Annotated in this window: 20 protein-coding genes; 8 read left to right on the top strand and 12 right to left on the bottom strand. The window is 66.3% G+C overall.

Annotated elements, in window-relative coordinates:
* Nucleotides 1-6: 6 nt before the first annotated feature.
* Both N536_RS38550 and N536_RS38555 read right to left on the bottom strand, forming a co-directional pair.
* Complete coding sequence (locus tag N536_RS38550; protein WP_029114434.1) at nt 7-585, bottom strand: VOC family protein; 579 nt, start codon at nt 583-585, stop codon at nt 7-9.
* The gene (locus N536_RS38555; protein WP_081809219.1) at nt 582-2,003 is read right to left on the bottom strand and encodes a cytosine permease; all 1,422 of its coding nucleotides are present in this window, start codon (nt 2,001-2,003) and stop codon (nt 582-584) included. Before N536_RS38555 ends, N536_RS38550 begins: the two co-directional genes overlap by 4 nt.
* 85 nt (nt 2,004-2,088) lie before the next feature.
* Here N536_RS38555 and N536_RS0115475 point away from each other — a divergent pair, with 85 nt between their 5' ends.
* Nucleotides 2,089-3,672, top strand: coding sequence for a PucR family transcriptional regulator (locus N536_RS0115475; RefSeq protein ID WP_231514540.1), 1,584 nt, complete (start codon nt 2,089-2,091; stop codon nt 3,670-3,672).
* Here N536_RS0115475 and N536_RS0115480 read toward each other — a convergent pair.
* The 4 genes from N536_RS0115480 to N536_RS0115495 all read right to left on the bottom strand — a co-directional run bounded on the left by N536_RS0115480 (nt 3,665) and on the right by N536_RS0115495 (nt 7,368).
* On the bottom strand, nt 3,665-4,783 hold the full coding sequence (locus N536_RS0115480; RefSeq protein ID WP_029114436.1) for an NADH:flavin oxidoreductase: 1,119 nt from the start codon (nt 4,781-4,783) through the stop codon (nt 3,665-3,667). The two genes, N536_RS0115475 and N536_RS0115480, sit on opposite strands and share 8 nt — an antisense overlap.
* Nucleotides 4,784-4,787: 4 nt before the next feature.
* Nucleotides 4,788-5,402: a DUF1989 domain-containing protein gene (locus N536_RS0115485; RefSeq protein ID WP_231514541.1), complete on the bottom strand. Its 615-nt coding sequence runs from the start codon at nt 5,400-5,402 to the stop codon at nt 4,788-4,790.
* 170 nt (nt 5,403-5,572) lie between these two features.
* Complete coding sequence (locus N536_RS0115490; protein ID WP_029114438.1) at nt 5,573-6,421, bottom strand: ABC transporter permease; 849 nt, start codon at nt 6,419-6,421, stop codon at nt 5,573-5,575.
* On the bottom strand, nt 6,418-7,368 hold the full coding sequence (locus tag N536_RS0115495) for a daunorubicin resistance protein DrrA family ABC transporter ATP-binding protein (RefSeq protein WP_029114439.1): 951 nt from the start codon (nt 7,366-7,368) through the stop codon (nt 6,418-6,420). The genes N536_RS0115490 and N536_RS0115495 overlap by 4 nt, the downstream gene beginning before the upstream one ends.
* Before the next feature lie 121 nt (nt 7,369-7,489).
* Between N536_RS0115495 and N536_RS0115500 the strand changes: the two genes are divergently transcribed.
* Nucleotides 7,490-8,926, top strand: a complete 1,437-nt coding sequence (locus N536_RS0115500) for a lipase maturation factor family protein (RefSeq protein WP_029114440.1) — start codon at nt 7,490-7,492, stop codon at nt 8,924-8,926.
* On the opposite strand, the gene N536_RS38560 is transcribed toward N536_RS0115500, so the two are convergent.
* On the bottom strand, nt 8,901-10,379 hold the full coding sequence (locus tag N536_RS38560) for a PLP-dependent aminotransferase family protein (protein WP_051574520.1): 1,479 nt from the start codon (nt 10,377-10,379) through the stop codon (nt 8,901-8,903). The genes N536_RS0115500 and N536_RS38560 overlap by 26 nt on opposite strands.
* 25 nt (nt 10,380-10,404) lie before the next feature.
* A complete protein-coding gene (locus N536_RS0115510; RefSeq protein ID WP_036436459.1) occupies nt 10,405-11,625 on the bottom strand; it encodes an MFS transporter in 1,221 nt (406 codons plus the stop codon).
* 245 nt (nt 11,626-11,870) lie between these two features.
* On the opposite strand from N536_RS0115510, the gene N536_RS0115515 reads away from it, so the two are divergent.
* From N536_RS0115515 to N536_RS0115525, 3 genes are read left to right on the top strand one after another with little or no spacing between them, the layout of a single operon-like run.
* Entirely contained in the window at nt 11,871-12,098 is a 228-nt protein-coding gene (locus N536_RS0115515; protein ID WP_029114442.1) for a hypothetical protein, read from the top strand.
* Nucleotides 12,098-12,682, top strand: a complete 585-nt coding sequence (locus N536_RS0115520; RefSeq protein ID WP_029114443.1) for an NAD(P)H-binding protein — start codon at nt 12,098-12,100, stop codon at nt 12,680-12,682. Before N536_RS0115515 ends, N536_RS0115520 begins: the two co-directional genes overlap by 1 nt.
* A 38-nt stretch (nt 12,683-12,720) precedes the next feature.
* Nucleotides 12,721-13,272 carry a TIGR00730 family Rossman fold protein gene (locus N536_RS0115525; protein ID WP_029114444.1) on the top strand — a complete coding sequence of 184 codons (552 nt, stop codon included), beginning with the start codon at nt 12,721-12,723 and terminating at the stop codon, nt 13,270-13,272.
* On the opposite strand, the gene N536_RS0115530 is transcribed toward N536_RS0115525, so the two are convergent.
* Nucleotides 13,269-14,903 (bottom strand): fatty acyl-AMP ligase, encoded by a 1,635-nt coding sequence (locus tag N536_RS0115530; protein ID WP_029114445.1) that lies wholly within the window; start codon nt 14,901-14,903, stop codon nt 13,269-13,271. The genes N536_RS0115525 and N536_RS0115530 overlap by 4 nt on opposite strands.
* A 51-nt stretch (nt 14,904-14,954) precedes the next feature.
* Between N536_RS0115530 and N536_RS42220 the strand changes: the two genes are divergently transcribed.
* The gene (locus N536_RS42220) at nt 14,955-15,134 is read left to right on the top strand and encodes a hypothetical protein (RefSeq protein WP_155948607.1); all 180 of its coding nucleotides are present in this window, start codon (nt 14,955-14,957) and stop codon (nt 15,132-15,134) included.
* Between the two features lie 110 nt (nt 15,135-15,244).
* Here the strand turns inward: N536_RS42220 and N536_RS0115535 are convergent, their stop codons facing one another.
* Nucleotides 15,245-16,210: a 4-(cytidine 5'-diphospho)-2-C-methyl-D-erythritol kinase gene (locus N536_RS0115535; protein WP_029114446.1), complete on the bottom strand. Its 966-nt coding sequence runs from the start codon at nt 16,208-16,210 to the stop codon at nt 15,245-15,247.
* Between the two features lie 196 nt (nt 16,211-16,406).
* Between N536_RS0115535 and N536_RS0115540 the strand changes: the two genes are divergently transcribed.
* Nucleotides 16,407-17,204: a serine/threonine-protein kinase gene (locus N536_RS0115540; protein WP_029114447.1), complete on the top strand. Its 798-nt coding sequence runs from the start codon at nt 16,407-16,409 to the stop codon at nt 17,202-17,204.
* Nucleotides 17,205-17,284: 80 nt separating this feature from the next.
* Entirely contained in the window at nt 17,285-18,799 is a 1,515-nt protein-coding gene (locus N536_RS0115545) for an amino acid permease (protein WP_029114448.1), read from the top strand.
* Nucleotides 18,800-18,906: 107 nt separating this feature from the next.
* On the opposite strand, the gene rsmA is transcribed toward N536_RS0115545, so the two are convergent.
* Nucleotides 18,907-19,836: a 16S rRNA (adenine(1518)-N(6)/adenine(1519)-N(6))-dimethyltransferase RsmA gene (gene rsmA, locus N536_RS38565; RefSeq protein ID WP_051574521.1), complete on the bottom strand. Its 930-nt coding sequence runs from the start codon at nt 19,834-19,836 to the stop codon at nt 18,907-18,909.
* The gene (locus N536_RS0115555) at nt 19,833-20,960 is read right to left on the bottom strand and encodes a resuscitation-promoting factor (RefSeq protein ID WP_029114449.1); all 1,128 of its coding nucleotides are present in this window, start codon (nt 20,958-20,960) and stop codon (nt 19,833-19,835) included. The genes rsmA and N536_RS0115555 overlap by 4 nt, the downstream gene beginning before the upstream one ends.
* Nucleotides 20,961-21,030: the final 70 nt, after the last annotated feature.

Genomic DNA, 21,030 nt, shown 5'->3' on the forward strand with positions numbered 1-21,030 from the left:
CGACGTTCACACGCGTTGTTCGCGAACCGGTGGCGCCTCGCCGTCCGGCGGCGGGGCCGGGTACCACTCCTCGGGCTCCGGCCAGACGAAGCCCGGCGGGATGGAGTAGGTCTCGAAGGTCGTACCCGTCGCCGCGGCGGTGCCGAAGAACGCGAATGCGTTGAGATCCATGAATCGTCCGGCCTGGACGAGTGGGAAGCCCCGGTCGGTGAATTCGGCTATCCGCTCGGCCCAGGGCCGTTCCTCGCAGTCGAAGGCGATGTGCTGGATGCCCTCGCCGTGTTCGTCGAGGAACTCCTGGAAGATCGACGGCCCGTACAGGGGCTGCATGATTTCGACCGCCAGGTCACCGGCGTCGGCGAAGCACACCTTGATCGCGTAGTCGACCGGCGCGCCGTGGTAGGTGCGGTCCGTCACCGTCGCCGAGTCGAACGTGTACACCCGCCATGGCCCAATGCCCAACAGCACCAGACCTTCCATGGTCTTGCGGTAATCCCCTGTGACGAAGCAGATTTCGATCAGCTTCCCGAGGAAGCCGTTCGACAACCGGGTCGCGCTCAGCACGGATGGAAGGCGACCGGTCATGCGCGCATCCCGCGCCGCGCCAGGACGAAGTACAGTCCACCGGCGACGGCGCCACCCGACAGCCAGGAGAAATCGGAGTTGCCCAGCGCGGTCGCCACCGGGCCCTGCATGACGGGGACGAGTCCGTACTGCCATGCCCAGCCGGCGACGATTCCCGCCGCGAGACTGATCAGCCCGCTCCAGTCGAAGTTCGGGTATCGGACCGGCGCGTAGAGCGACGAAACATCCAGTGCGCCACGGCGAATCACCCAGTAGTCCACCAGCATGATCGCCGCCCACGGACTGATCCAGACCAGGATCGACACCATCCAGTTGTCGAAGGCGTGCGCGAAGCTGTCGGCTTCGATGAACACCGCGAGGACCGCCGAAGCCACCAGGCCGGCGGTGAGGGTGACCTTCCAGCGCGCGGCGCGCACCCCGATGGACAGCGCCGCCAGCGAGCAGGAGTACAGGTTGAGGATGTTCGTGGCGATGGGCCCATGGATGAGCAGCAGCAGCACCGGGATCGCCGTCACGCCGAATGTGCTGACCACCAAGGTCGATGGGTCGCTGCCATTGCCGGCGCTTGCCAGGCAGGCGCCCAGCGCGGCCAGCCAGACCGTCGGGATGTACATGCCCAGCGCCGACGACCAGAACACCGCTCTCGACGTCGCACGGACCCGGACGAAGCGGCTGTAGTCCGAGGCGTACGGAATCCACGTCAGCCCCCAGCCGATGCCGATGGCGGTGAGCAGTTGAGTGACGGCGGTGAACTTGCTTCCCGGATCGACGGCCGTGCCGGACAGGGTCCAGTCGACGTCGGTGGTCGCCATCGCCAGCACCGTCATGAGCGCCATCACCAGGACCGTGACGGGCACCGTGTACTTCTCGAAGCTCCGGATGGCGTAGAAGCCGTACAGGGCCAAGCCGAGCTGGACCGCCATGATGGCCGCGGCGACCACGACGTCCAGCCATGGCGCCTCGCGGACCCCGAACTGGCCCAGAATCGCCAGGACGAGGTCCAGCACCACCCACGTGTTGACGCCGACCCAGCCCATCGTCAAGACGAACTGCATCACGCCAGGCAGCATCGATCCATAGCGGCCGAACGGTGCCCGCCCGAGGACCATCTGATTCACCGCGGTCCGGTGCCCCATCACGTTGAACGCGCCGAACACCGCGCACCCGATGACGTTGCCGAGCACGACGACCAGCAGGGTCTCGATCAGGCTGAGCCCCAACGTGATACCCAAGGCGCCCAGCACCCAGTTGATCGGTGCGATGTTGGCACCGGACCAGATCCAGAACAGCTCCCAGGGGGAACAGTCCCGGCTCTGGTCGGGTATCGGCTCGATGCCGTGCGCGTCGAACGGCACGCCGCCGTCCTCGGCGACGGTAGTGGAACTAGTGGTCGGTGAGTCGATCGGGCTGATGGACATTTTGCAGGCTCCTCACGTGGCTTCCGCTCATCGAAACACCGCCGCAGCCGGCCGAGCAGTGTATAAACATCCACTACTGCCCCACGTGATTGGACGTAAGTACACCGTGCTGAGTTTGGAAGCCATCGTCGACGACCCGTCGCTGGAGTTGACTCTGGTGGTTCCGGGCCCACCCGGCGCGATCGGCCGGGAAGTGCTGTGGGTGCACAACACCGAGTTGCCGGACCCGTCGCCGTACGTCAGGGCGACGGAGCTGGTGCTCACCAACGGCCTGTGGCGCGGCGGCGTCACCGCCGACCGGTTCGTCGCTGCCCTCCAGCGCGCCCGTGCGTCGGGACTAATCTTCGGGCTCACAGAGGAAACTCCGCAGCTGCCAACCGATCTCGTCGACGCGTGCACTGCCGCAGAGATGCCGCTGGCGTCGGTGTCGATCACCGTGCCGTTCACTGCGATCACCGAGGCGGCGGCGCGTCTCCAGGGAGCGTCTCGTCAGGAAGCGCTCGCCAGCCTGGTCCGGCGCGGCAACGCGTTGGCGACGTCCATCTCCAGGGGTGGCGGCGCCGAGGGCGTCCTCGAGGTGTTGCGCCGCGACTACGACCTGCCGCTGATCGTGGTGGATCGGCTCGGCCGACGGCTGGCAGGCATCGTCGGCGATAGCGGTAGTGCCGACGTCAATCATGCTGCTGCCGAAGCGCTTTCCCGGCGGCCGCCGCCGTTGGAAGCCGACCTGCCCGGCATCGGCACGGCGTCGTTGTTCCTCGTCGAGGGCGCAATGGGTGACGTCGACGCGGGAGTGTTCTGCCTTCGACCGCTGCGCGAACTTTCGCCGGCGGAACGGGACGGCATCGAACAAGCGGCAAGGTTCCTCAGCCTTGAAGTGACGAAACAACAAGCGCTGCAGGCGATCGAGTCCCGGTTCGCCAGTGAGCTGTTGGAGATGATCCTCTCCGGGGCGGCTCGCGCGGCCGACGTACCGCAGAGGTTGCGCGCCTTCGGCATCGACCCGTCCGGGCAACTGGCGGTCCTCACCATGATCGTCGGTGACGACCGACTACGTCCCAGCGGATCGACCGACGAGATCGAAGCCTTCTTCACCCGGCGAGGAATTCCGGCCGTGGTGGCAGCCGGAAGCCAGGACACCGTGGCCGTGATCCCCTGGAGTGCAGCGATTTCCGAGCTCGTCGAGCTGGCCGAGCACCTGGTCGATGCGGTGGCCAGACGCTTCCCCGACGACCGCACCGTCGTCGGCATCGGTGACCTGGCCCCGGACTCGACCGGCTTGCGCGAGCCGCTGATCCGTTCTCGGGAGGTCTGCCAGGTCCTGCGCCGTCGCACGACGGGGTCCCGTGTCGGGACGTTCGCCGACATCGGTACTCACCGCATGCTGCTGGGTTTGCACGACCGCAACCTCCTGCGGCGCTTCGCCGATGACATTCTCGGGCCGCTGCGGGCGCACGACGAGCAGAACGGCACCGAGCTGGAACGCACGCTGCGAGCCTTCCTCGGCAACGACGGACACTGGTCCACCACGGCCGGCGACCTGTACGTCCACGTCAACACCCTGCGCAACAGGGTGACGCGGATCGGCGAACTCACCGGCCGCGACCTGACCAAGCTGCCGGATCGGGTCGACCTGTTCCTGGCCCTAGAGGCCGACGCGCTCAGCTGACTGCGACGCGCCACGCCTGCGAATTGGCAATGGTGGCCATGGGCGAAAGCATCGCGTGGTCGAACGGATCGAGAGTGGCGCCGGCTGCCAGGCGGACGGGGAGGTCCGGGTTCGCCAGGGCGCCGCGCCCGATCGACAACAGGTCGGCGTGACCGCCGTCCAGGACTGCGCTCGCCTGATCAAGGTCGTGCATCCCGCCGTTGGCCATCACGGGCAACCCGGTCACCTCGCGTGCCACCGCGGTGATGGTCCGTCCGTCTGGCAGACGGGCAGTATCGATGAAATCCTTGCCCTCACTGGCGATGTGCAGGTAATCCACACCGGCCGATGCCAGGGCGGCGAAGATGGTCTCGGCATCGTCGGCACCGCCGGGCCAGCGGTAGGTGAAGTCGTTGACCTTGGTCTGCGACAACCGCACTCCGAGCAGAAAATCGCGACCGAGTCGGCCCCGAATTGCGGCAACGACGTCGGCGGTGATCCGGATGCGATTGGCGACAGGCCCGCCGAACTCGTCGTCGCGCGTGTTGGTGTAATCGGTGAGGAACTCGTCGAGCAGATATCCGTTCGCGGCGTGCACCTCGACACCGTCGAATCCCGCGGCCTTGGCGCGGGCCGCTGCATCGACGAATCCTTCGATGACGGAGTCGATGTCGTTCCGGTTCATGCCCCGGGGCGTCGGCCAGGGGCCGGACCCGCCGTACTCCTCGAGCTTCTCGCCCCGCGGCGGCACTGGCGACGGCGCGATCGTCCCCACGCCGTACGAGTTGCCCTGCGACAGCGCGCCGGCGTGCATCAGCTGCGCGATCAGCGGCACGTCCTCGGCATGCACGGCGTCGACCACTCGCCGCCAGCCCTCGACGTGAATTTCGGCGGCCAACCCGGGTTGATTGAGGTAACCCTGGCTGTGGGCGGTGTCCGTGTAGGTCCCCTCGGTGATCACGACGCCGAATCCACCGCGCGCGAATCCACGGTAGTACTCGGCCATCTCATCGGTCGGAGTGCCGTCCGAGGATGCAGACACCCGGGTCATCGGCGCGACGGCAAGGCGGTTCCTCAGGTCGATGCGCCCGATCCGTTGTGGTGCCAGGGCGGGATGCGTGGTGGTCTGCATGTGCTCAAATCTCCTTCGAGTGAATGGAAATGATCTCGACGACAAGGTCCGTCGGCCGTTCGCCGTTGATGGCGTTGAGGTCCATGGGGCATGCCGACACCACGACGGCGCAGTCCATCTCCCCCTGGAAGGTCACGGCGTCTCCTGGCCGGCTGGTGGCAGGCAACCAGCTCAGTTCGCCGCTCGGCGCGACGGGGATGTTCATGAAGACGTTCACGGGTTGGGGGACGACGTTGACGTTCATCCCGATCATCGCCATGGTGTCGCGCAGATTGTCCGCGCACGAGGCGTGCTCCGCGGTGCCCAGCGCCCGGTAGCGCGCCGGATCGCAGGCGGCGATCAGCATGTCGTGCACGCCGGGCGAGGTGTCCTCGACGAGCGTCAGGATAGGTCGCCGCCGGGTGGTGACGAACTGTTCGCCGACCAGCGGGAAGAGCCGCCCGGTCGACGTGCGGGTGTGCGATGCCGACAGGTGCTCGCCCGGATCGTCCGCCGCGAAGGCGAACACGTCAGCGACCTGCCCGCCCTCGACGTCGATCACCCGCACGCGCTCGCCGCGCCGCACCCAGACGGCTCGGCCTGCCCCGGCGGGCACCACGACGCGGGACGTCGTACTCATCAGCTCCATGGGGACCATTGAATAGCCGCCGCGGACGGTTGCCCATGGAGATCAGCCCACCGTTGCGGCCGATCCGGTGGAGGTTCCTACACGTCGAGACATTCTGCGAGTGGCGACCTCGATAACTCCAGCCTCAACAACTCCAGGCTCGACGCAACGAGCTTGGCGCGCTAATCCGACGTCCGGCGCGCGTAGGCACGCAGCGCGAACGGCGCGAGCACCGCGGTCAGCGCCACCGACCACAACAGGGTCGCCACGATCGGATGGTGCAGCGGCAACTGGGCGGCTGCGGGCGCGGCGGGACCATTGCCCCAGAGTTCGCGGGTCGCCTGCGCCAGCGACGAAACCGGATTCCATTCGGCCATCACCCGCAGCCACTTCGACATCGGCTCGGTGGGCGCAAAGGTGTTGGCCAAGAAGGTGATCGGGAACAACACGGTGAACATCACGCCGTTGACCGCCTCGACCGACCGCATCAGCGAACCCACCAGGATGCCGAACCAGATCATCGCGAGCCCGAAAGTCAGCATCAACGCGAACGCCAGCACGGCCTCGGCGACGCTGCCGCGGATCCGCCACCCGATGCATAGCCCGGTGACCGTCATGACCACGATCCCGATCGAGGAGTGGATCAGGCTCGCGACGCTGCGACCGATGAGCACCGACGACCGCCGGATGGGCAGCGACCGGAACCGGTCGATGATGCCCTTCTCGACGTCGGCGGTGATGCCGGAGGCAACCACGAACGCGGTGAACACAATGGTCTGCGCCATGATGCCGGGCAGCAGGAACTCGCGATAGGAGGCGTTGCCGCCGGTGGCGATCGACGCACCGAACACGAACGCGAACAGCAGCACGAACATGATCGGCTGCACGGTGACGTCGCTGAGCATCTCGGGCATCCGCTTGGTGTGGATCATGTTGCGCTTCACCATGATCCAGGACTGTTGCGCGATGTTGGTTGGGCGGGTGCGGGCCGGTTGCACCTGCTCTTGCACCGCTGTGGCGAGTGCGGTCATGCCTCTACCTCCTCTTCGGTCCGGTGCCCGGTGAGCGACAGGAAGACGTCGTCGAGGCTGGGCCGGGATAGCCCGATGTCGTCGACGTCGATGCCGCTGTCGCGCAGCCACCCCGCGACGCGGACCATGTCGGCCAGCCCGTCCGCGGCCGCGGTGAGTTCCCGCGCGCCGGCATCGACGAACACCTCGGCGCCGGTCTTGGCCAGCAGCGCCTTCGCCGCCGGTAGATCGTCGGCGTTCGAGACGGTGACCACCAGGCTGGCGGCGCCTGCCTCGTCCTTGAGCTGCAACGGCGAGCCCTCGGCGATGATGCGGCCCTTGTCGATCACCACGATGTTGTCGGCGAGCTGGTCGGCTTCCTCCAGGTACTGCGTGGTGAGCAGCAGCGTCCTGCCCTGCTCGACGAGGCCGCGCAGCACGTCCCACAGGTCGCTGCGGCTGCGCGGATCGAGGCCGGTGGTCGGTTCGTCGAGGAACAACACGGGCGGCGATGCCAGCAAGCTGACGGCCAGATCGAGCCTGCGGCGCATTCCGCCCGAATACGACTTGACCACGCGGTCGGCGGCGTCAGCGATCGAGAACTGTTCCAGCAGTTGATCTCCCAGCCGCGCCAACTCCTTGCGCCGAATGCCGTACAGTCCGCCGATCATCCTGATGTTCTCGCGCCCGGTGAGCAGCTCGTCGACCGTGGCCACCTGGCCGGTGAGGCCCATGCTGCGGCGCACCTTGTCCGGCTCGCGCAGGACGTCGTAGCCCGCGACGGTGGCGGTGCCGCTGGTCGGCTCGGTCAACGTCGTCATCATCCGCACCGTGGTGGTCTTGCCCGCGCCGTTGGGACCGAGCAGGCCGAGCACCGTGCCCTGCGGCACGGAGAAGCTCACACCGTCGACCGCTGTGTTGTCACCGAACACTTTGACCAGGTCGATGGCCTCGATCGCGGGTGTCATGTCATCGACGGTATCGGCCGGCACCGACAATTCGCCAATCGTTTTCGGCCGAAGTGGCTGGCCAGCTCCAGATTGGGTACAGCGCTTGGTACGGCGATCCATCGCCCGAGGAGAGGCGGAGATGGAGTGGTTTACCGCGCCCGAGTTCTGGCTGGCGAGGCAGGTGCTGCAACGCGGAATCGCGGCGATCTACCTGATCGCGTTCGTCGCCGCTGCACGCCAGTTCCGGCCGCTCATCGGGGAACACGGCATGCTCCCGGCGCCAAAGTTCATCGCCAGACGCGGGTTTCGAGCCGCCCCAAGCCTCTTCCAGCTGCACTATTCCGATCGGTTCTTCGCCTTCGTCTGTTGGTTCGGGGCAGCGCTGTCGGCGCTGCTCGTCGCGGGCGGGGCCGACTGGGTGCCGCTGTGGGCGGCAATGCTGATGTGGCTGGTGCTGTGGGCGCTCTATCTGTCGATCGTCAACGTCGGGCAGCAGTGGTACGGATTCGGGTGGGAATCACTCTTGCTGGAGGCGGGATTCGTCGCAATCTTCCTCGGCAACGATGACACGGCACCCCCGCTGCTCGCGATTCTGGCGGCGCGCTGGCTCGTGTTCCGCGTGGAGTTCGGCGCCGGCCTGATCAAGCTTCGCGGCGATTCGTGCTGGCGTGACCTGACGTGCCTGTACTACCACCACGAGACCCAGCCGATGCCGGGTCCGCTCAGCTGGTTCTTCCATCACCTGCCCAAGCCGCTGCACCGCATCGAGGTCGCGGGAAACCATGTCGCCCAACTGATCCTGCCGTTCGCGCTGTTCGCGCCCCAGCCGGTGGCTAGCGTGGCGGCGGCCGTCGTCATCGTCACGCAGCTGTGGCTGGTGCTCTCGGGCAACTTCGCGTGGCTGAACTGGATCACGATCATCCTGGCCGTCAGCGCAGTCGACGACGCCGCGGCCGCAGCGGTGCTGCCGGTTCCGCACCCGCCGCCACTGCTCGATCCGCCGACGTGGTTCGTCGGCCTGGTGATCGGGTTCGCGGTGCTCACGGTGTTCTTGAGCTATTGGCCGGTGCGCAATCTGGTCTCGTCGGGGCAAAGAATGAACGCGGCCTTCAACCCGTATCGGCTACTCAACACCTACGGCGCCTTCGGCAGCATCGGCAGGATCCGCCGCGAGGTGGTGATCGAAGGCACCGACGACGTGGAGATCACGGAGCAGACGGTGTGGAGGGAATACGAATTCAAGGGCAAGCCCGGCGATCCGCGACGGATGCCGCGGCAGTGGGCGCCGTATCACCTGCGCCTCGATTGGCTGATGTGGTTCGTGGCGTTGTCGCCGGCCTATGCGAGGGAGTGGTTCGGCGTCTTCGTCGAGCGGTTGCTGCAGAACGACGCACCGACGCTTCGCCTCATTCGGCACAACCCGTTCCCCGACTCGCCGCCGCGATACGTGCGGGCGCGGCTGTACGAGTACCGATACACCACGTGGCGGGAACTGATTCACGACCACGCGTGGTGGCGACGCACGCTGGTCGGTGACTACCTGCCTGCGGTCACACTCGGCGGCCGGGGCGGCTAGTCCCACCGCGGCCGCCGGCCAGCACCTTGCACAGCGCCTCGAGTGCGCCTTCCCACGCACTGTCCGACGGTGCGGCGTATCCGACGACCAGTGCGTCCTGCTCGGGCAATCGCCAACTGACGCCGTGGCCTTCGTAACGGAACTCCCGCATCCCGCTGATCACCAGCCCTTCGCTAGCCGCCGCCTCGACCACCGATTGCTCGGTGCCGTGTGGAAGCTCGAGCACCGCCTGCAGCCCGGCGGCCATGCCGCTCACCCGGATTCGCGGCGCCCTGTCCGCGAGCACCGCGACGAGTTGGTCGCGGCGGATCTTGTAACGGTGCCGCATGGAGCGAACGTGACGGTCGTATGCACCTGCCGCAATGAACTCAGCGAGCGTGAGCTGCTCGAATGAGCTCGCAGCATCGACGATGCCCTTGGCATCCAAGACATCTGGGACCAACCCTTCGGGCAGAACCATCCAGGCGAGTCTCAGGCCGGGGGCCAGCGACTTGCTCGCAGAGCCGAAGTAGACGACCCTGTCCGGGTCAAGACCCTGCAGGGCGCCGACCGGTTGTCGGTCGTATCGGAACTCCCCGTCGTAGTCGTCCTCCAAGACCAGCCCGCCGGTGGCACGCGCCCAGTCGATCACGGTCGCGCGCCGGTCTGGTCGCAGCTCAACGCCTGTCGGGTACTGATGCGCCGGCGTCAACAGCACCGCGCCGACCTCGCGCAAACCCGCTAGATCGTCAGTGCGTGCGCCCCGTTCGTCGACGTAAACGGGTGGGGTGTGCAGTCCGGCGGCGGCTAGCAAGTCACGATGGACGCCGAAACCGTAGGACTCGACGGCGACCGCGCGTACGCGTCGCGCCTTGAGTGTCTGCGCCATCAGCGTCAGCCCGTGATGAAACCCCGAGCAGATGATGATGCGGTTCGGATTGGCGTACACACCACGGGCCCGCGCGAGGTAGTTCGCAAGAACGGTGCGCAGTTCGATGCGGCCGGCGGTATCGCCATAGCCGAACGCGTCGTGTGGTGCCGCGTTCAATGCGCGGCGTGCCGCGGCGAGCCACTGGGCGCGTGGGAATTCGGCGAGATTTGGTGACCCCGGCATCAGCGCGTGCGTGGGACGTTGGCGGATACGCAACGTATGACCGATGCCCGGTCCAGTCGGGCGCGGCGCGGCGCGCTTGGCCACTCGCGTCCCAGAGCCCTGCTGCGCGGTGAGCCAGCCCTCGGCGGCCAGTTCGGTGTAGGCATCGGCGACGGTGTTACGGGCAACACCAAGGTCGGCTGCGAGCACGCGTGACGACGGCAGCCTCGAGCCGGGCGCCAGACGCCCGGTGCGCACGGCCTCACGGAGGGCATCCGCGAGTCCGGAGCGCAATCCCGATCCCGTCATCATCTCCAGGTGTAGATCCGTACCGAAGGCCGGTCCCCGGCCCGGCCTGGAAGTGGACCTGCCATCCGTCATGGAATTGGACACTATCTCCATGCCATTAACCGCGGTTGATTTGAAGCTGGGCGCGCAAACTGATGAGCGCCAACAAGACCGTCACCCCGGCGTACCAGAACACCGTTGACTCCATGCCTAGTCGGCCGACAACGAAACCCGCAATGACGACGGGGATGCCGAAGGCGCTGTAGGACACCAGATATGTGAGGGCGGCGATGCCGGCATGTTCATGTGGTGCGACCAGCCGCACGACGAGGCGCAAGAACGCCGTGAAGGATGCGCCGAATCCAGCGCCGCCGATGGCTTGTCCGATGATCATCACTGGCAACCATCCCCCCGCGAGCCCGCCGACGATGACGGCTGCCCCGACGATGGACATGAAGATGCCGATGATCATCGAGCGTCGAGGGTCGAGTCGTGCAAACCCCAAGCCGATGCCGACCGACGCTGCCGGGGCGACGAATCCCGACACGCCGTTCAGAAGTCCACTGTCGACGTGGAAGATGCTGCGCACCATTGCCGGAGAGAGGCCGCCGGACAGCCCCGAGAGCATCCAGACCGCAGCGATGACAGGCGCCCCCGCCACGAATTCCGCTCGGGCACTTGACGGAACGGCGATGCGCGGGAGGAGTGAGCGAAGCGCACCCGGTGTGCGAGCCATGCTCTCCGGACAAAAAGCGATCACGGCGACCCCGAGAATCGTCGCGACGGTTAGCCCGATGAAGATGGTGGAGTTCGCCGTCGTGGTGAACTGGATCAAGAGACCCGCCAACAGGGATCCGCTCGCGAGACCACCCGTGAGACAGATACTGCCCAGGATCACACCCAGCCTCTTACGGTTCGGCGGTGCGATTTCGACGAGCGCCGCGGTGAACGCCGTGGTTGCCGCGCCGGTCGCGATGCCCTGCAGGACACGCCCCGCGATGACCCATCCAACGTCGGGGGCGATGAGAAACGCGACGTTGGAAACGAGCTGCACCGTCAACGCGCCGAACAGAACTGGACGCCGACCAACGTGGTCGGAAAGCGATCCCACGGTGAGGACGGCGGCGAGGAACCCAACTGCGAACACCGCGAACGCCAGGGCCAGGACAGCAGGCGCCAGATCCCATTGCTGCTGATAGACGACCAGCAGCGGCATCAGCGCGCCCGCGGCGAGGTAGAGGCTCGTGAACGTGAGGGCGGCTCCCGTCAACGCCAGTCCTCCCGGCAGTACGCGGCGGACCCGTGACGTCGGCGCGGGAGCGAACGCCGGAAGAGGCATCACGGCTGGCCGTCTCGTGCTGAATCGGTCGTCACGCGTCCGACGCTAGGCCGGTGATGGCCAGGCGATACGGGCCAGTTTCCACTTCGAATCGTGGGCCACTTCGGTCGCGGATGCCGTTGATCGAACGCGAAGTGGCCCACTGAACTCGCCACATAATGGACCAACTAGGCATGCCATTCTGCGCCTACCGTCGGCCTTGCACATCAACTGAGCCCACCCCGGGCATCGACAAGGAGCACGAAATGCGCATCAACTCCACCTTGCATACGGCGCTGTTGGCCGGAGCAGCCGTCGCGACGATCCTCGCCGCACCGATGGCCACGGCCGCGCCCACGCCGCTCAAGGACTGCTTGGTCACCGCCAACGGAAGCACCTGCCAATCACCGGGCAACGTAGAGATCACTGACTCCCGGCCCCCGGTCAACATCTATCCCTACGGCACGATGCCATTTCTGCTTGGCAGGCGCTGATGCGCATCTTCTTCGCGGGCGCCTCGGGAGTCCTCGGCCGACACCTCGTGCCGCTGCTCGTCGACGCCGGCCACGTCGTTGGCGCCATGACCAGATCAGTGGAGAACGCAGACCTACTGGCCTCGGCAGGCGCGCAACCCATCGTCTGCGACGTCTTCGACCGAGCCGGCCTGACCAACGCCGTTCGCGCCTTCGCGCCCGACCTGATGTTGCACGAGTTGACCGACCTCCCCGACGAACTGAAGGACCTTCCCGCCGATTCCGCACTCAACGCGCGGATACGAGACGAGGGCACCCGGAACCTCATCGACGCGATGGGCGGCCTGGCACAGGTCAAGATCGTGGCCCAGAGCGTCGCGTGGAAGATGAGCCCGGGAAGGGAAGCCGACGCGATCTCCGTGCTGGAAGCGTCGGTGCTCGCGGCAGACGGCGTGGTCCTGCGGTACGGCTTTCTCTACGGGCCCGACACCTACTTCGATGTTGACCTTCCGCCCACACCACGGGTACACATCGAGACTGCCGCGGCGCGAACGCTCGACGCTCTCATCGCCCCACCGGGCGTGCTGACCATCGTCGATGACTGACCGGCCCGGCCCGCATCAACCGGAAGCGACGACTCGCCATGAAGATCTGCATCTTTCTGTCCGCCGCCGACCTCGACGAACGCTATACCGTGCCTGCGCGCGAGTTCGCCGAGCTAGTCGGCGGCGGCGGGCACACCCTGATATGGGGCGGATCCGACACCGGACTGATGAAGGTCGTCGCCGATGGAGTTCGGGAGGCAGGCGGCCGGCTCGTCGGCGTTTCCGTCGAGTTCCTCCGCTCCTTCGCAAGGGAGGACGCCGACGAGATGGTGTTTGCCGGCAACCTCGCCGAACGAAAGGCGCTCATGCTCGCCGGCTGCGACGCCGTGGTCGTGATGGTCGGTGGCATGGGCACGTTGGACGAGGCCACCGACATTCTCGAAATGCGGAAGCATCGCCACCACGACAAGCCGGTGGTGTTGCTGAACACTGCAGGGTTCTACGACGGACTGACGCTGCAACTTCGACGGATGGAGGCGGACGGCTTCCTGCCCGTCCCGCTGGACGAACTCGTGCACATCGCCGACAACGGCCGCGATGCCCTCGCCTACCTGGAGTCTTGGGCACTGACCAGCCGACGCGCGCCTTAGGTGACGAGGGCGACCGAGTTGGCCCGGCGCAGCTTGCCCGACGGGGTCTTCGGGATGGTGCCTGGTCCGAGAACGACGACGTTGCGCGGCCGGACGTCGACCTCGGTCACCACCTCGTGGGCGACCTGATGCTCGATGCGACGCACCTCGACCGGGTCCTGCCAGGCGTTCGACTCGACGGCGACGGCGAACGTCTCACGCGAGTGACCCGCATCGAGCCGGACCGCGACCGCGCAGCCGGGGCGCACGCCCTGGACGCGACCAGCGGCGCGTTCGATGTCGGTGGGATAGATGTTGCGGCCCGCCATGATGATGACGTCCTTGACGCGGCCGCAGACGACGATGTGGCCGTTCTCCATCTGGTAGCCCAGGTCGCCGGTGTCGTACCAACCGTGCTCGTCCTGCGCCGGAAGAAACCCGCCCATGGTCAGGTAGCCGGGCGTCAGGGACTCGCCGCGCAGCTCGATGACGCCGACGCCGCGGGCGGGCATCACGTTCCCGGTGTCGTCGACGACGCGGGCCTCGAGGTCTTGCAGCAGCGGGCCCAGCGAGGCAAGGCGTCGGGTGTTGCCCTTGGTCGCGGGGACGGCGCGGCGCAGCGCGGCCAGCAGGTCGGCGTCCACCTCGTCGACCACCAGGCCGGCGCCGCACTCCGAGAACGACACCGCCAGCGTCGTCTCGGCCATGCCGTAGGCGGGCAGGATGGCTTCGGGTCGCAGGCCGAACGGCTTGCCCGCGTCCAGCAGGTCCTCGACGTCGGCGGGCTCGACGGGCTCGGCGCCCGACAGCGCGAACCGCAGCGTCGACAGATCGAACTGACCGGGCTCGGCCTGCTTGCGCAGCCGCTTGGCGAACAGCGCGTACGCGAAGTTCGGCGCCGCGGTCATGGTGCCCTTGTACTTGTCGATGAGCTTCGCCCACAGCAAGGTGTCGCGCAGGAAGTCCATCGGCGTGACCTTGACCAGCTCGGCGCCGAAGTACATCGGAATGGTCAGGAAGCCGACCATGCCCATGTCGTGGAAGCAGGGCAGCCAGCTCACCATGACGTCCTTGTCGACGTCGTACTGGGCGCCGACGAACATCGCCTCGGCGTTGGAGTGGATGTTGCGGTGCGTGATCTGCACGGCCTTCGGCGAACCGGTCGAGCCGGACGTCAGCTGCATGAGCGCGAGGTCGTCCTCGCTGGTCTCGACAGGGTCGATGGGATCGGCCTCGAGCAGGTCGGAGATCGTGAGGACCTTGATGCCCTTCTCCTCCAGCACCGGGATGGCGACCAGGAAGGGTTCGGAGACGATGACCGCGTTGGCTTCGATCATGCCGATCACGTTCATGGTGTCCTCGGCCCACACGACGAGATCGGTGCGGGGCGTCGGCTGGTGCAGCATCGTCAGGCTGGCACCGCGCATCCACAGCGCCTGCGCGGTCGGAGCGATCTCCACCGGGAAACCGGCCAGCACGCCGACGGCGTCACCCTTGCCGACTCCCGCGGCGGCCAGTCCTCCCGCGATGCGACGGGCGCGCTCATGCACCTCGAGCCAGGTGTGCCGCACCGGCTCGTGCGGTTCGCCGGTCACCATGCCCCGCGTGCTCTCGTGAGCGTTGCGGAACATCTTCTCGGTAAATCTGCTCACCACGACCTCCTGAGTTCAGGCGCCAGTGCCCCGTATTCCATGCTCCGTCTGATGACGGGCACCTTCCAGAAGGCGCGCGTGCACGATTCGGGAGCGGTTTTGTTTCGAATCGGTGATGCCTGCGACAGCCCAGCCAACCAGGAATCGGTTGCCGTTGGGAAATCCAGGCGGCCCGTGCCAGCGCTGCGTATCCGCCCCTCGGGAAGCCCGATGGGCGAAGTCGGCGCGTGAGACGCGTAACCGCTAGCTTTCACCGTCGATCATCTTAAGAGACTCTTAAGTAACTGCCAAACCGACGCGAGAATTGAGGCCTGGGTCACACCTCTAATCAGGTCCGATTCCTAGAGCGGGGTCGGCGTCGGCACGACGCGGGCGCCGTGGACCGGACCGCTCGCCGCGCGGACGGTCCGGCAGACACCGGCGCCGGCCAACTGCACGCCGACGTCGATCGCCGACGACGCCGACGAGCAGAGAAATGCGCACGTGGGCCCCGAGCCCGACACGATGCCGGCCAGGGCGCCCGCTTCCTCACCGGCGCGCAGTGTGCGGCGCAGCTTCGAGTCCAGGCTGAGCGCCGCAGGCTGCAGGTCGTTGCCCAGCAACGGCGCCAGTTGCGCGGCGTCCCCCGAGGCGAGGGCCGCCAGCAGTGGCCCTGGGTCGTCGAGCCGCGGCGGCTCCCCGCGGCCGGAGTCGGCGCGCAACCGGTCGATCTCGCCGAACACCGCAGGCGTCGACAGCCCTCCCTTGCCGAACGCCAACACCCAGTGGAATGTGTTGCGGGCCAATACCGTAGCCAGCTGTTCGCCACGACCAGTGCCCAGTGCCGTGCCACCGTGCAGTGCGAAGGGCACGTCGCTCCCCAGCTCCGCGGCCAGCGCGTGCAGGTCACGGCGCGGCACCCCGAGTTCCCACAACGCGTTCATGGCCACCAGCACTGCGGCGGCGTCGGCGCTGCCGCCCGCCATCCCGCCGGCCACCGGTATCGACTTCTCCACCGAGATCGCGACGTCGGGTGTGCGACCGACGTGCTCGCCGAGCAGTTCGGCGGCTCGCCACGCCAGGTTGCGCCGGTCGGTGGGCAGCGATTCGACGCCTTCGCCGGACATTTCCAACGACAGCACGTCGGCGTTGCGCACCGTAATCTCGTCGAACAACGAAACGGCGTGGAAGACGGTGGTCAGTTCGTGATAGCCGTCGTCGCGTAGGTCACCGACGGCCAGGAAGAGGTTGACTTTGCCGGGTACGCGCACCGTGACGGACCCCGTTGGCACCCACTCGGACGCAGCACTTCCATCGGAGGACGGCACGCCAAAACATTATCGCCGCGACAACGCGTCCGACTACGGAAGTGGTGAGATGCCCCTCGATGATCCCGCCGCTGCGCTCCGGCCGTTCCGACGTGGAGACGACCGCCGCTAGTGTTTGCTCGCAACGAGTGTCGACGATCGTCGCGGTGCGTGCGCTCGACCGGTGCAGAACCCCGCGGCAACCTAGTCTGAGAGCGTGCTCGTGCCCAATGATCGCTTCGAGGACTACGTGGTCGACGACGTCGTTGGCCACGGCGGATCCGCGACGGTGTACCGGGCACACCACGTCTCTGGACGGGACCGCGTCGTCGCACTCAAGGTGCTCGACGAGCGGCACCATCAACCTGCTCAGTTGATCCGCCTTCAGCGCGAGTTCGCCTTTGCCAACCGCCTGGATCATCCGCACGTCGTCACGATGTACGAGAGCGGTCCCGACTGGTTGGCCATGGAACTCATCGACGGTGGCACCGTGACCAACCTCACCACCGTCCGCGATCGGCTCACCGCGTTGGCCGAGGTCGCGGCGGCACTCGACTATGCGCACCTCAACGGCATCGTGCATTGCGACGTGAAGCCGGCGAACATCCTTGTGTTCGAGGATTTCTCGCGCGGGGGCGCGGTTCTGATTGACTTCGGCGTTGCGCGTTCGATGGCAGAGGACGCTCGCCACCGGCCGACGCACGTCGAGGCGTCGCTGCCCTACACCGCCCCCGAGCTACTACACGGACGAACTCCTTCTGCCGCCGCCGACGAGTACGCATTGGCCTGCACGGCCGTCGAATTGATCACCGGTGCACCGCCTTTCACCTCGACGACGACGCTGGCGCTGATCGACGATCATCTGAACCGGCCGGTACCCCGCTACTCCCGCCAAATCGATTGGATTCCACACGCATTCGACTCCATCCTGAGCAAGGCGATGGCCAAGGACCCCGAGCTGCGCTACGAAACGTGCACGGAATTCATCGCGCTCATCGCCAGGGCGCTGAACTGACGCCGTCGCAGGAAACGACTTAACTCAACGTTTACTGTCCCCGAGTTTCCGGTTCGGTCACCCGGGGTTAGCGTCGCTTCATGACCGCCGCCGAGTACGACACGTCTGCGCTGGCCCACGAGGAAGAGGGCTACGACAAGGGCCTGAAACCCCGTCAACTCCAGATGATCGCCATCGGTGGAGCGATCGGCACGGGCCTCTTCATGGGGGCAGGCGGACGGCTGCACACCGCGGGCCCCGGTCTCTTCATCGTCTACGCCGTCTGCGGCGTCTTCGTCTTCTTCATCCTGCGCGCGCTCGGCGAGCTGGTTCTGCACCGTCCGTCATCCGGATCGTTCGTCTCCTACGCGCGTGAATTCCTCGGCGAGAAGGCAGCTTACGTCGCCGGCTGGATGTACTTCTTCAACTGGGCGTGCACGTCGATCGTCGACGTCACCGCCATCGCGCTCTACATGCACTACTGGGGTGCGTTCGAGGCGATCCCGCAGTGGACGATCGCGCTGGTCGCACTGGTCATCACGCTGACGGTCAACATGATCTCGGTGAAGGTGTTCGGCGAGATGGAGTTCTGGGCGGCGCTGATCAAAGTCGTTGCGCTGGTGACCTTCCTGGTCATCGGCATCATCTTCCTGGCCGGGCGGTTCACCATCCAGGGAGCCACCACGGGCCCGTCGGTGATCGCCGACAACGGCGGCATCCTGCCGACCGGGATACTGCAGTTGGTCATCATCACGTCGGGTGTCATATTCGCCTACGCCGCAGTGGAATTGGTGGGCACTGCCGCCGGCGAGACCGAGAACCCGGCCAAGGTCATGCCAAAGGCGATCAACTCGGTGGTGTTCCGCATCGCCGTGTTCTACGTGGGGTCGCTGATCCTGCTGGCGCTGCTGCTGCCGTACACGGCGTACAAGCAGGGCACCAGCCCCTTCGTCACGTTCTTCTCGAGCATTGGTGTGCCTGCGGCCGGCGACATCATGAACTTCGTCGTCTTGACGGCCGCTCTCTCCAGCCTCAACGCCGGGCTGTACTCCACCGGCCGCATTCTGCGCTCGATGTCGATGAACGGCAGTGCGCCGCAATTCACGGCCAAGATGACCCGTCGGGGTGTGCCGTTCGCGGGCATCGCGCTGACGGCGTGCTTCACGGTGGTTGGCGTCTTCCTCAACCTGGTGGTGCCGTCCGAAGCGTTCAACATCGCGCTGGACCTCTCGGCGCTGGGCATCATCGCCTCCTGGGCGACCATCGTGATTTGCCAGATTCAGCTGTACCGCTGGTCGAAGAAGGGCATCTTGGAGCGGCCGTCGTTCCGGTTGTTCGGTACGCCGTACACCAGCTACGCCACCCTGGTGTTCCTGTTCGCCGTCACCGCGCTGATGTGCATCGAGAACTACTGGAACCTGATCGCGCTGCTGGTGATCGTGCCCGCGTTGATCGGTGGTTGGTATGCGGTGCGGCCGCGCGTACTCGCGATGGCCCGCGAGCGCGTGGGCTATACGGGCAATTACCCGGTGGTCGCCGAGACGCCGCTCATGGACGAGTTCCTCGACAAGGACGCACGCGAAGCGGCCAAGCTCGCCAAGGACGACGCCGAGTAGCGGCCGCAGCCGTCGACTCTGCAGTCAGGGCGCAAAAGAGCGAGTAGCCAGCGCCGTCACCGCAGAATCAAACGCACAGTGGGCGTTTGGACCGACGGCGCTAACCGTCAGTACGTGCGGAGTTGACCCGCCTGGCCTTGTTGGCCCTGCTGATCCTGTTGCGGCGCTTCGGGATTCCACTGCCCGGAGCGCTGCAGCAGACGAACGAAGTCGGCGATGCCGAGGGTCTCACCGCGACGCGACGGGTCGATGCTGGCCGACAGCAGCCGCTCAGCGGACTCGTTCCCGGATCCCGCCCACTCGGCGAACGCGTTGCGCGACGTCTTGCGCCGTTGTGAGAACGCGATGTCGATGAGCGAGAACACCTGGTTGCGGAAGCTTGCCTCGGTGGGCCACGGGGACGTCTCGTAGCGGTCGATGCGCACCAACCCCGAGTACACCCGCGGGATGGGCCAGAAGACCGTCGGCGAGACCATGCCGTAACGCCGGACGTTGCCGTAGAAACGCACCTTGGCACTCGGCACGCCGTAATCCTTGCCGCCGGGCTCGGCGGCGAGGCGCTCGGCGACCTCGGCCTGCACCATCACCAGCACGGTGCGGATCGACGGGAACTCCGCCAACAGATGCAGTAGTGCGGGCACCGCGACGTTGTACGGCAGATTCGCCACCAACGCGGTGGGCGGATCCTCCATCTCGGTGTGCATGAACGTCAGGATGTCGCGGTGCAACACCGTGAGCCGGCTGATCTCGCTGTGAGAGTGCTCGGCAACCGTCTGCGGCAACTGGCGAGCCAGCACGGCATCGATCTCGACGGCGGTGACGCGCGATCCACGGTCCAGCAGCGCCAGCGTCAGCGACCCCAGGCCGGGACCGACCTCGAGGACGTGATCATGGCGGTTGACGCCGGATGCCGACACGATGCGGCGCACCGTGTTGGCGTCATGGACGAAGTTCTGCCCGAACGACTTCCTTGGTCGAAAGTCGAGTTCCTTGGCTAGATGTCTTATCTCGGTGCGACCGAGTAGCCGAATCGTCAGTTTGCACCCACTCTCCCACTACACACTGGCCAAGCGCCCCAGCCTTGACGCGCCCGAGTAACTTCAGCTATCGCGATCTGCTCTTCCCGTGTAGCCAGATCGGCTCTAGGAGCATACCGCAAACCACCCTGCCGCTCCCATGTGTTCTGATCAAATTGAACACCACCGTAAAATCCATTGCCGGTGTTTATAGCCCAATTACCACCGGCTTCACACCGGGACAGGGCGTCCCATGTAGCTGGGTTAAGCACTGGCGGCACCTCGGTACCCGGCTTCGCACCCACTCGGAGTACCCCGTCGCGGGCCGGATTTATCACGACATTGGCTACTGGCAGCCTGCTCGTCTCCACGCCGTTGACGTAGGCGACAGCAAAGGTTACGTCCTGCGTTCCCGGCACGCCGGGATCCTCGACGACCTGCCTGCTCATGTTCATCGTGACGTCCGGAATCTGCTTGCTACCGGGGAGAAGCGGCATCCGCTGGGTGGTCTTCTCGATGCGTACCCGCGTGACTTGGATCTGCATGCCGTCGACGACGGGCGAAGACGCCGCGGGCACCACGGTGTCGCTTTGCAACAACGGTGCGCCGGCCGCCTCGAGCAGGCCTGCGACGTTCGCGGCGGCCAGCCGGACCGTCCGCACCGCTCCCCCGTCGTTGATCTGCACGGTCCTCGGGCTCACCACGGGGAGGGACATGCCCTCCAGCGGAACGCGACTGCCGCGGGAGGCTGCGGCGGGGGCCGTGTCCGCCATCGACAGTTGGGAAAGCGCCTCGGACACCGTCGAGGCGGTGGTCCAGACCTGCCTGCTGTCGTGTCCGTCCAACGAGATCTGCAACGGCCGACTGCGTCGCAGCACGATCGTGTCGGACTGGCTGACGGTCGCGTCGCCCGCTGGATAGAGGTCGTCGCGCTCGCCGACGTCGAAGCCGTACTCCTTGACGACGTCGATGACGTGGGACTTCATCGTCGAAACGGTCATCGAAGACCCGTCGACGGTCAGTGTGACGGTCTTGTGCGCAGCGACTGCGTAACCGCCTGCGTAGACCAGCGTGGCCAGCAAAGCGCCGACGAGTAGCCGCAACATGGGCGAACGCGAGTGATGAAGTTTGTGCAATGCATCCAAGAGTGTCTATCCCCGACTATGAGGTCAGCGTGAAGTGAGTCCTGGCCGACCGTTCGATTACAGGACGGTA

Origin of the sequence: Mycobacterium sp. URHB0044 (assembly GCF_000620625.1) — a bacterium.
Taxonomy (GTDB): Bacteria; Actinomycetota; Actinomycetes; order Mycobacteriales; family Mycobacteriaceae; genus Mycobacterium.

Excerpts from the sequence above, each read along its gene's own strand:
- N536_RS0115525 (WP_029114444.1), top strand. The coding sequence starts at position 12,721 with ATGAAGATCTGCATCTTTCTGTCCGCCGCCGACCTCGACGAACGCTAT.
- N536_RS0115485 (WP_231514541.1), bottom strand. The coding sequence starts at position 5,402 with ATGAGTACGACGTCCCGCGTCGTGGTGCCCGCCGGGGCAGGCCGAGCC.
- N536_RS0115495 (WP_029114439.1), bottom strand. The coding sequence starts at position 7,368 with ATGACACCCGCGATCGAGGCCATCGACCTGGTCAAAGTGTTCGGTGAC.
- N536_RS38550 (WP_029114434.1), bottom strand. The coding sequence starts at position 585 with ATGACCGGTCGCCTTCCATCCGTGCTGAGCGCGACCCGGTTGTCGAAC.
- N536_RS0115500 (WP_029114440.1), top strand. The coding sequence starts at position 7,490 with ATGGAGTGGTTTACCGCGCCCGAGTTCTGGCTGGCGAGGCAGGTGCTG.
- N536_RS38555 (WP_081809219.1), bottom strand. The coding sequence starts at position 2,003 with ATGTCCATCAGCCCGATCGACTCACCGACCACTAGTTCCACTACCGTC.
- N536_RS0115545 (WP_029114448.1), top strand. The coding sequence starts at position 17,285 with ATGACCGCCGCCGAGTACGACACGTCTGCGCTGGCCCACGAGGAAGAG.
- N536_RS42220 (WP_155948607.1), top strand. The coding sequence starts at position 14,955 with ATGACGGGCACCTTCCAGAAGGCGCGCGTGCACGATTCGGGAGCGGTT.
- N536_RS0115490 (WP_029114438.1), bottom strand. The coding sequence starts at position 6,421 with ATGACCGCACTCGCCACAGCGGTGCAAGAGCAGGTGCAACCGGCCCGC.
- N536_RS0115510 (WP_036436459.1), bottom strand. The coding sequence starts at position 11,625 with ATGCCTCTTCCGGCGTTCGCTCCCGCGCCGACGTCACGGGTCCGCCGC.
- N536_RS0115515 (WP_029114442.1), top strand. The coding sequence starts at position 11,871 with ATGCGCATCAACTCCACCTTGCATACGGCGCTGTTGGCCGGAGCAGCC.
- N536_RS38560 (WP_051574520.1), bottom strand. The coding sequence starts at position 10,379 with ATGACGGATGGCAGGTCCACTTCCAGGCCGGGCCGGGGACCGGCCTTC.
- N536_RS0115480 (WP_029114436.1), bottom strand. The coding sequence starts at position 4,783 with ATGCAGACCACCACGCATCCCGCCCTGGCACCACAACGGATCGGGCGC.
- N536_RS0115520 (WP_029114443.1), top strand. The coding sequence starts at position 12,098 with ATGCGCATCTTCTTCGCGGGCGCCTCGGGAGTCCTCGGCCGACACCTC.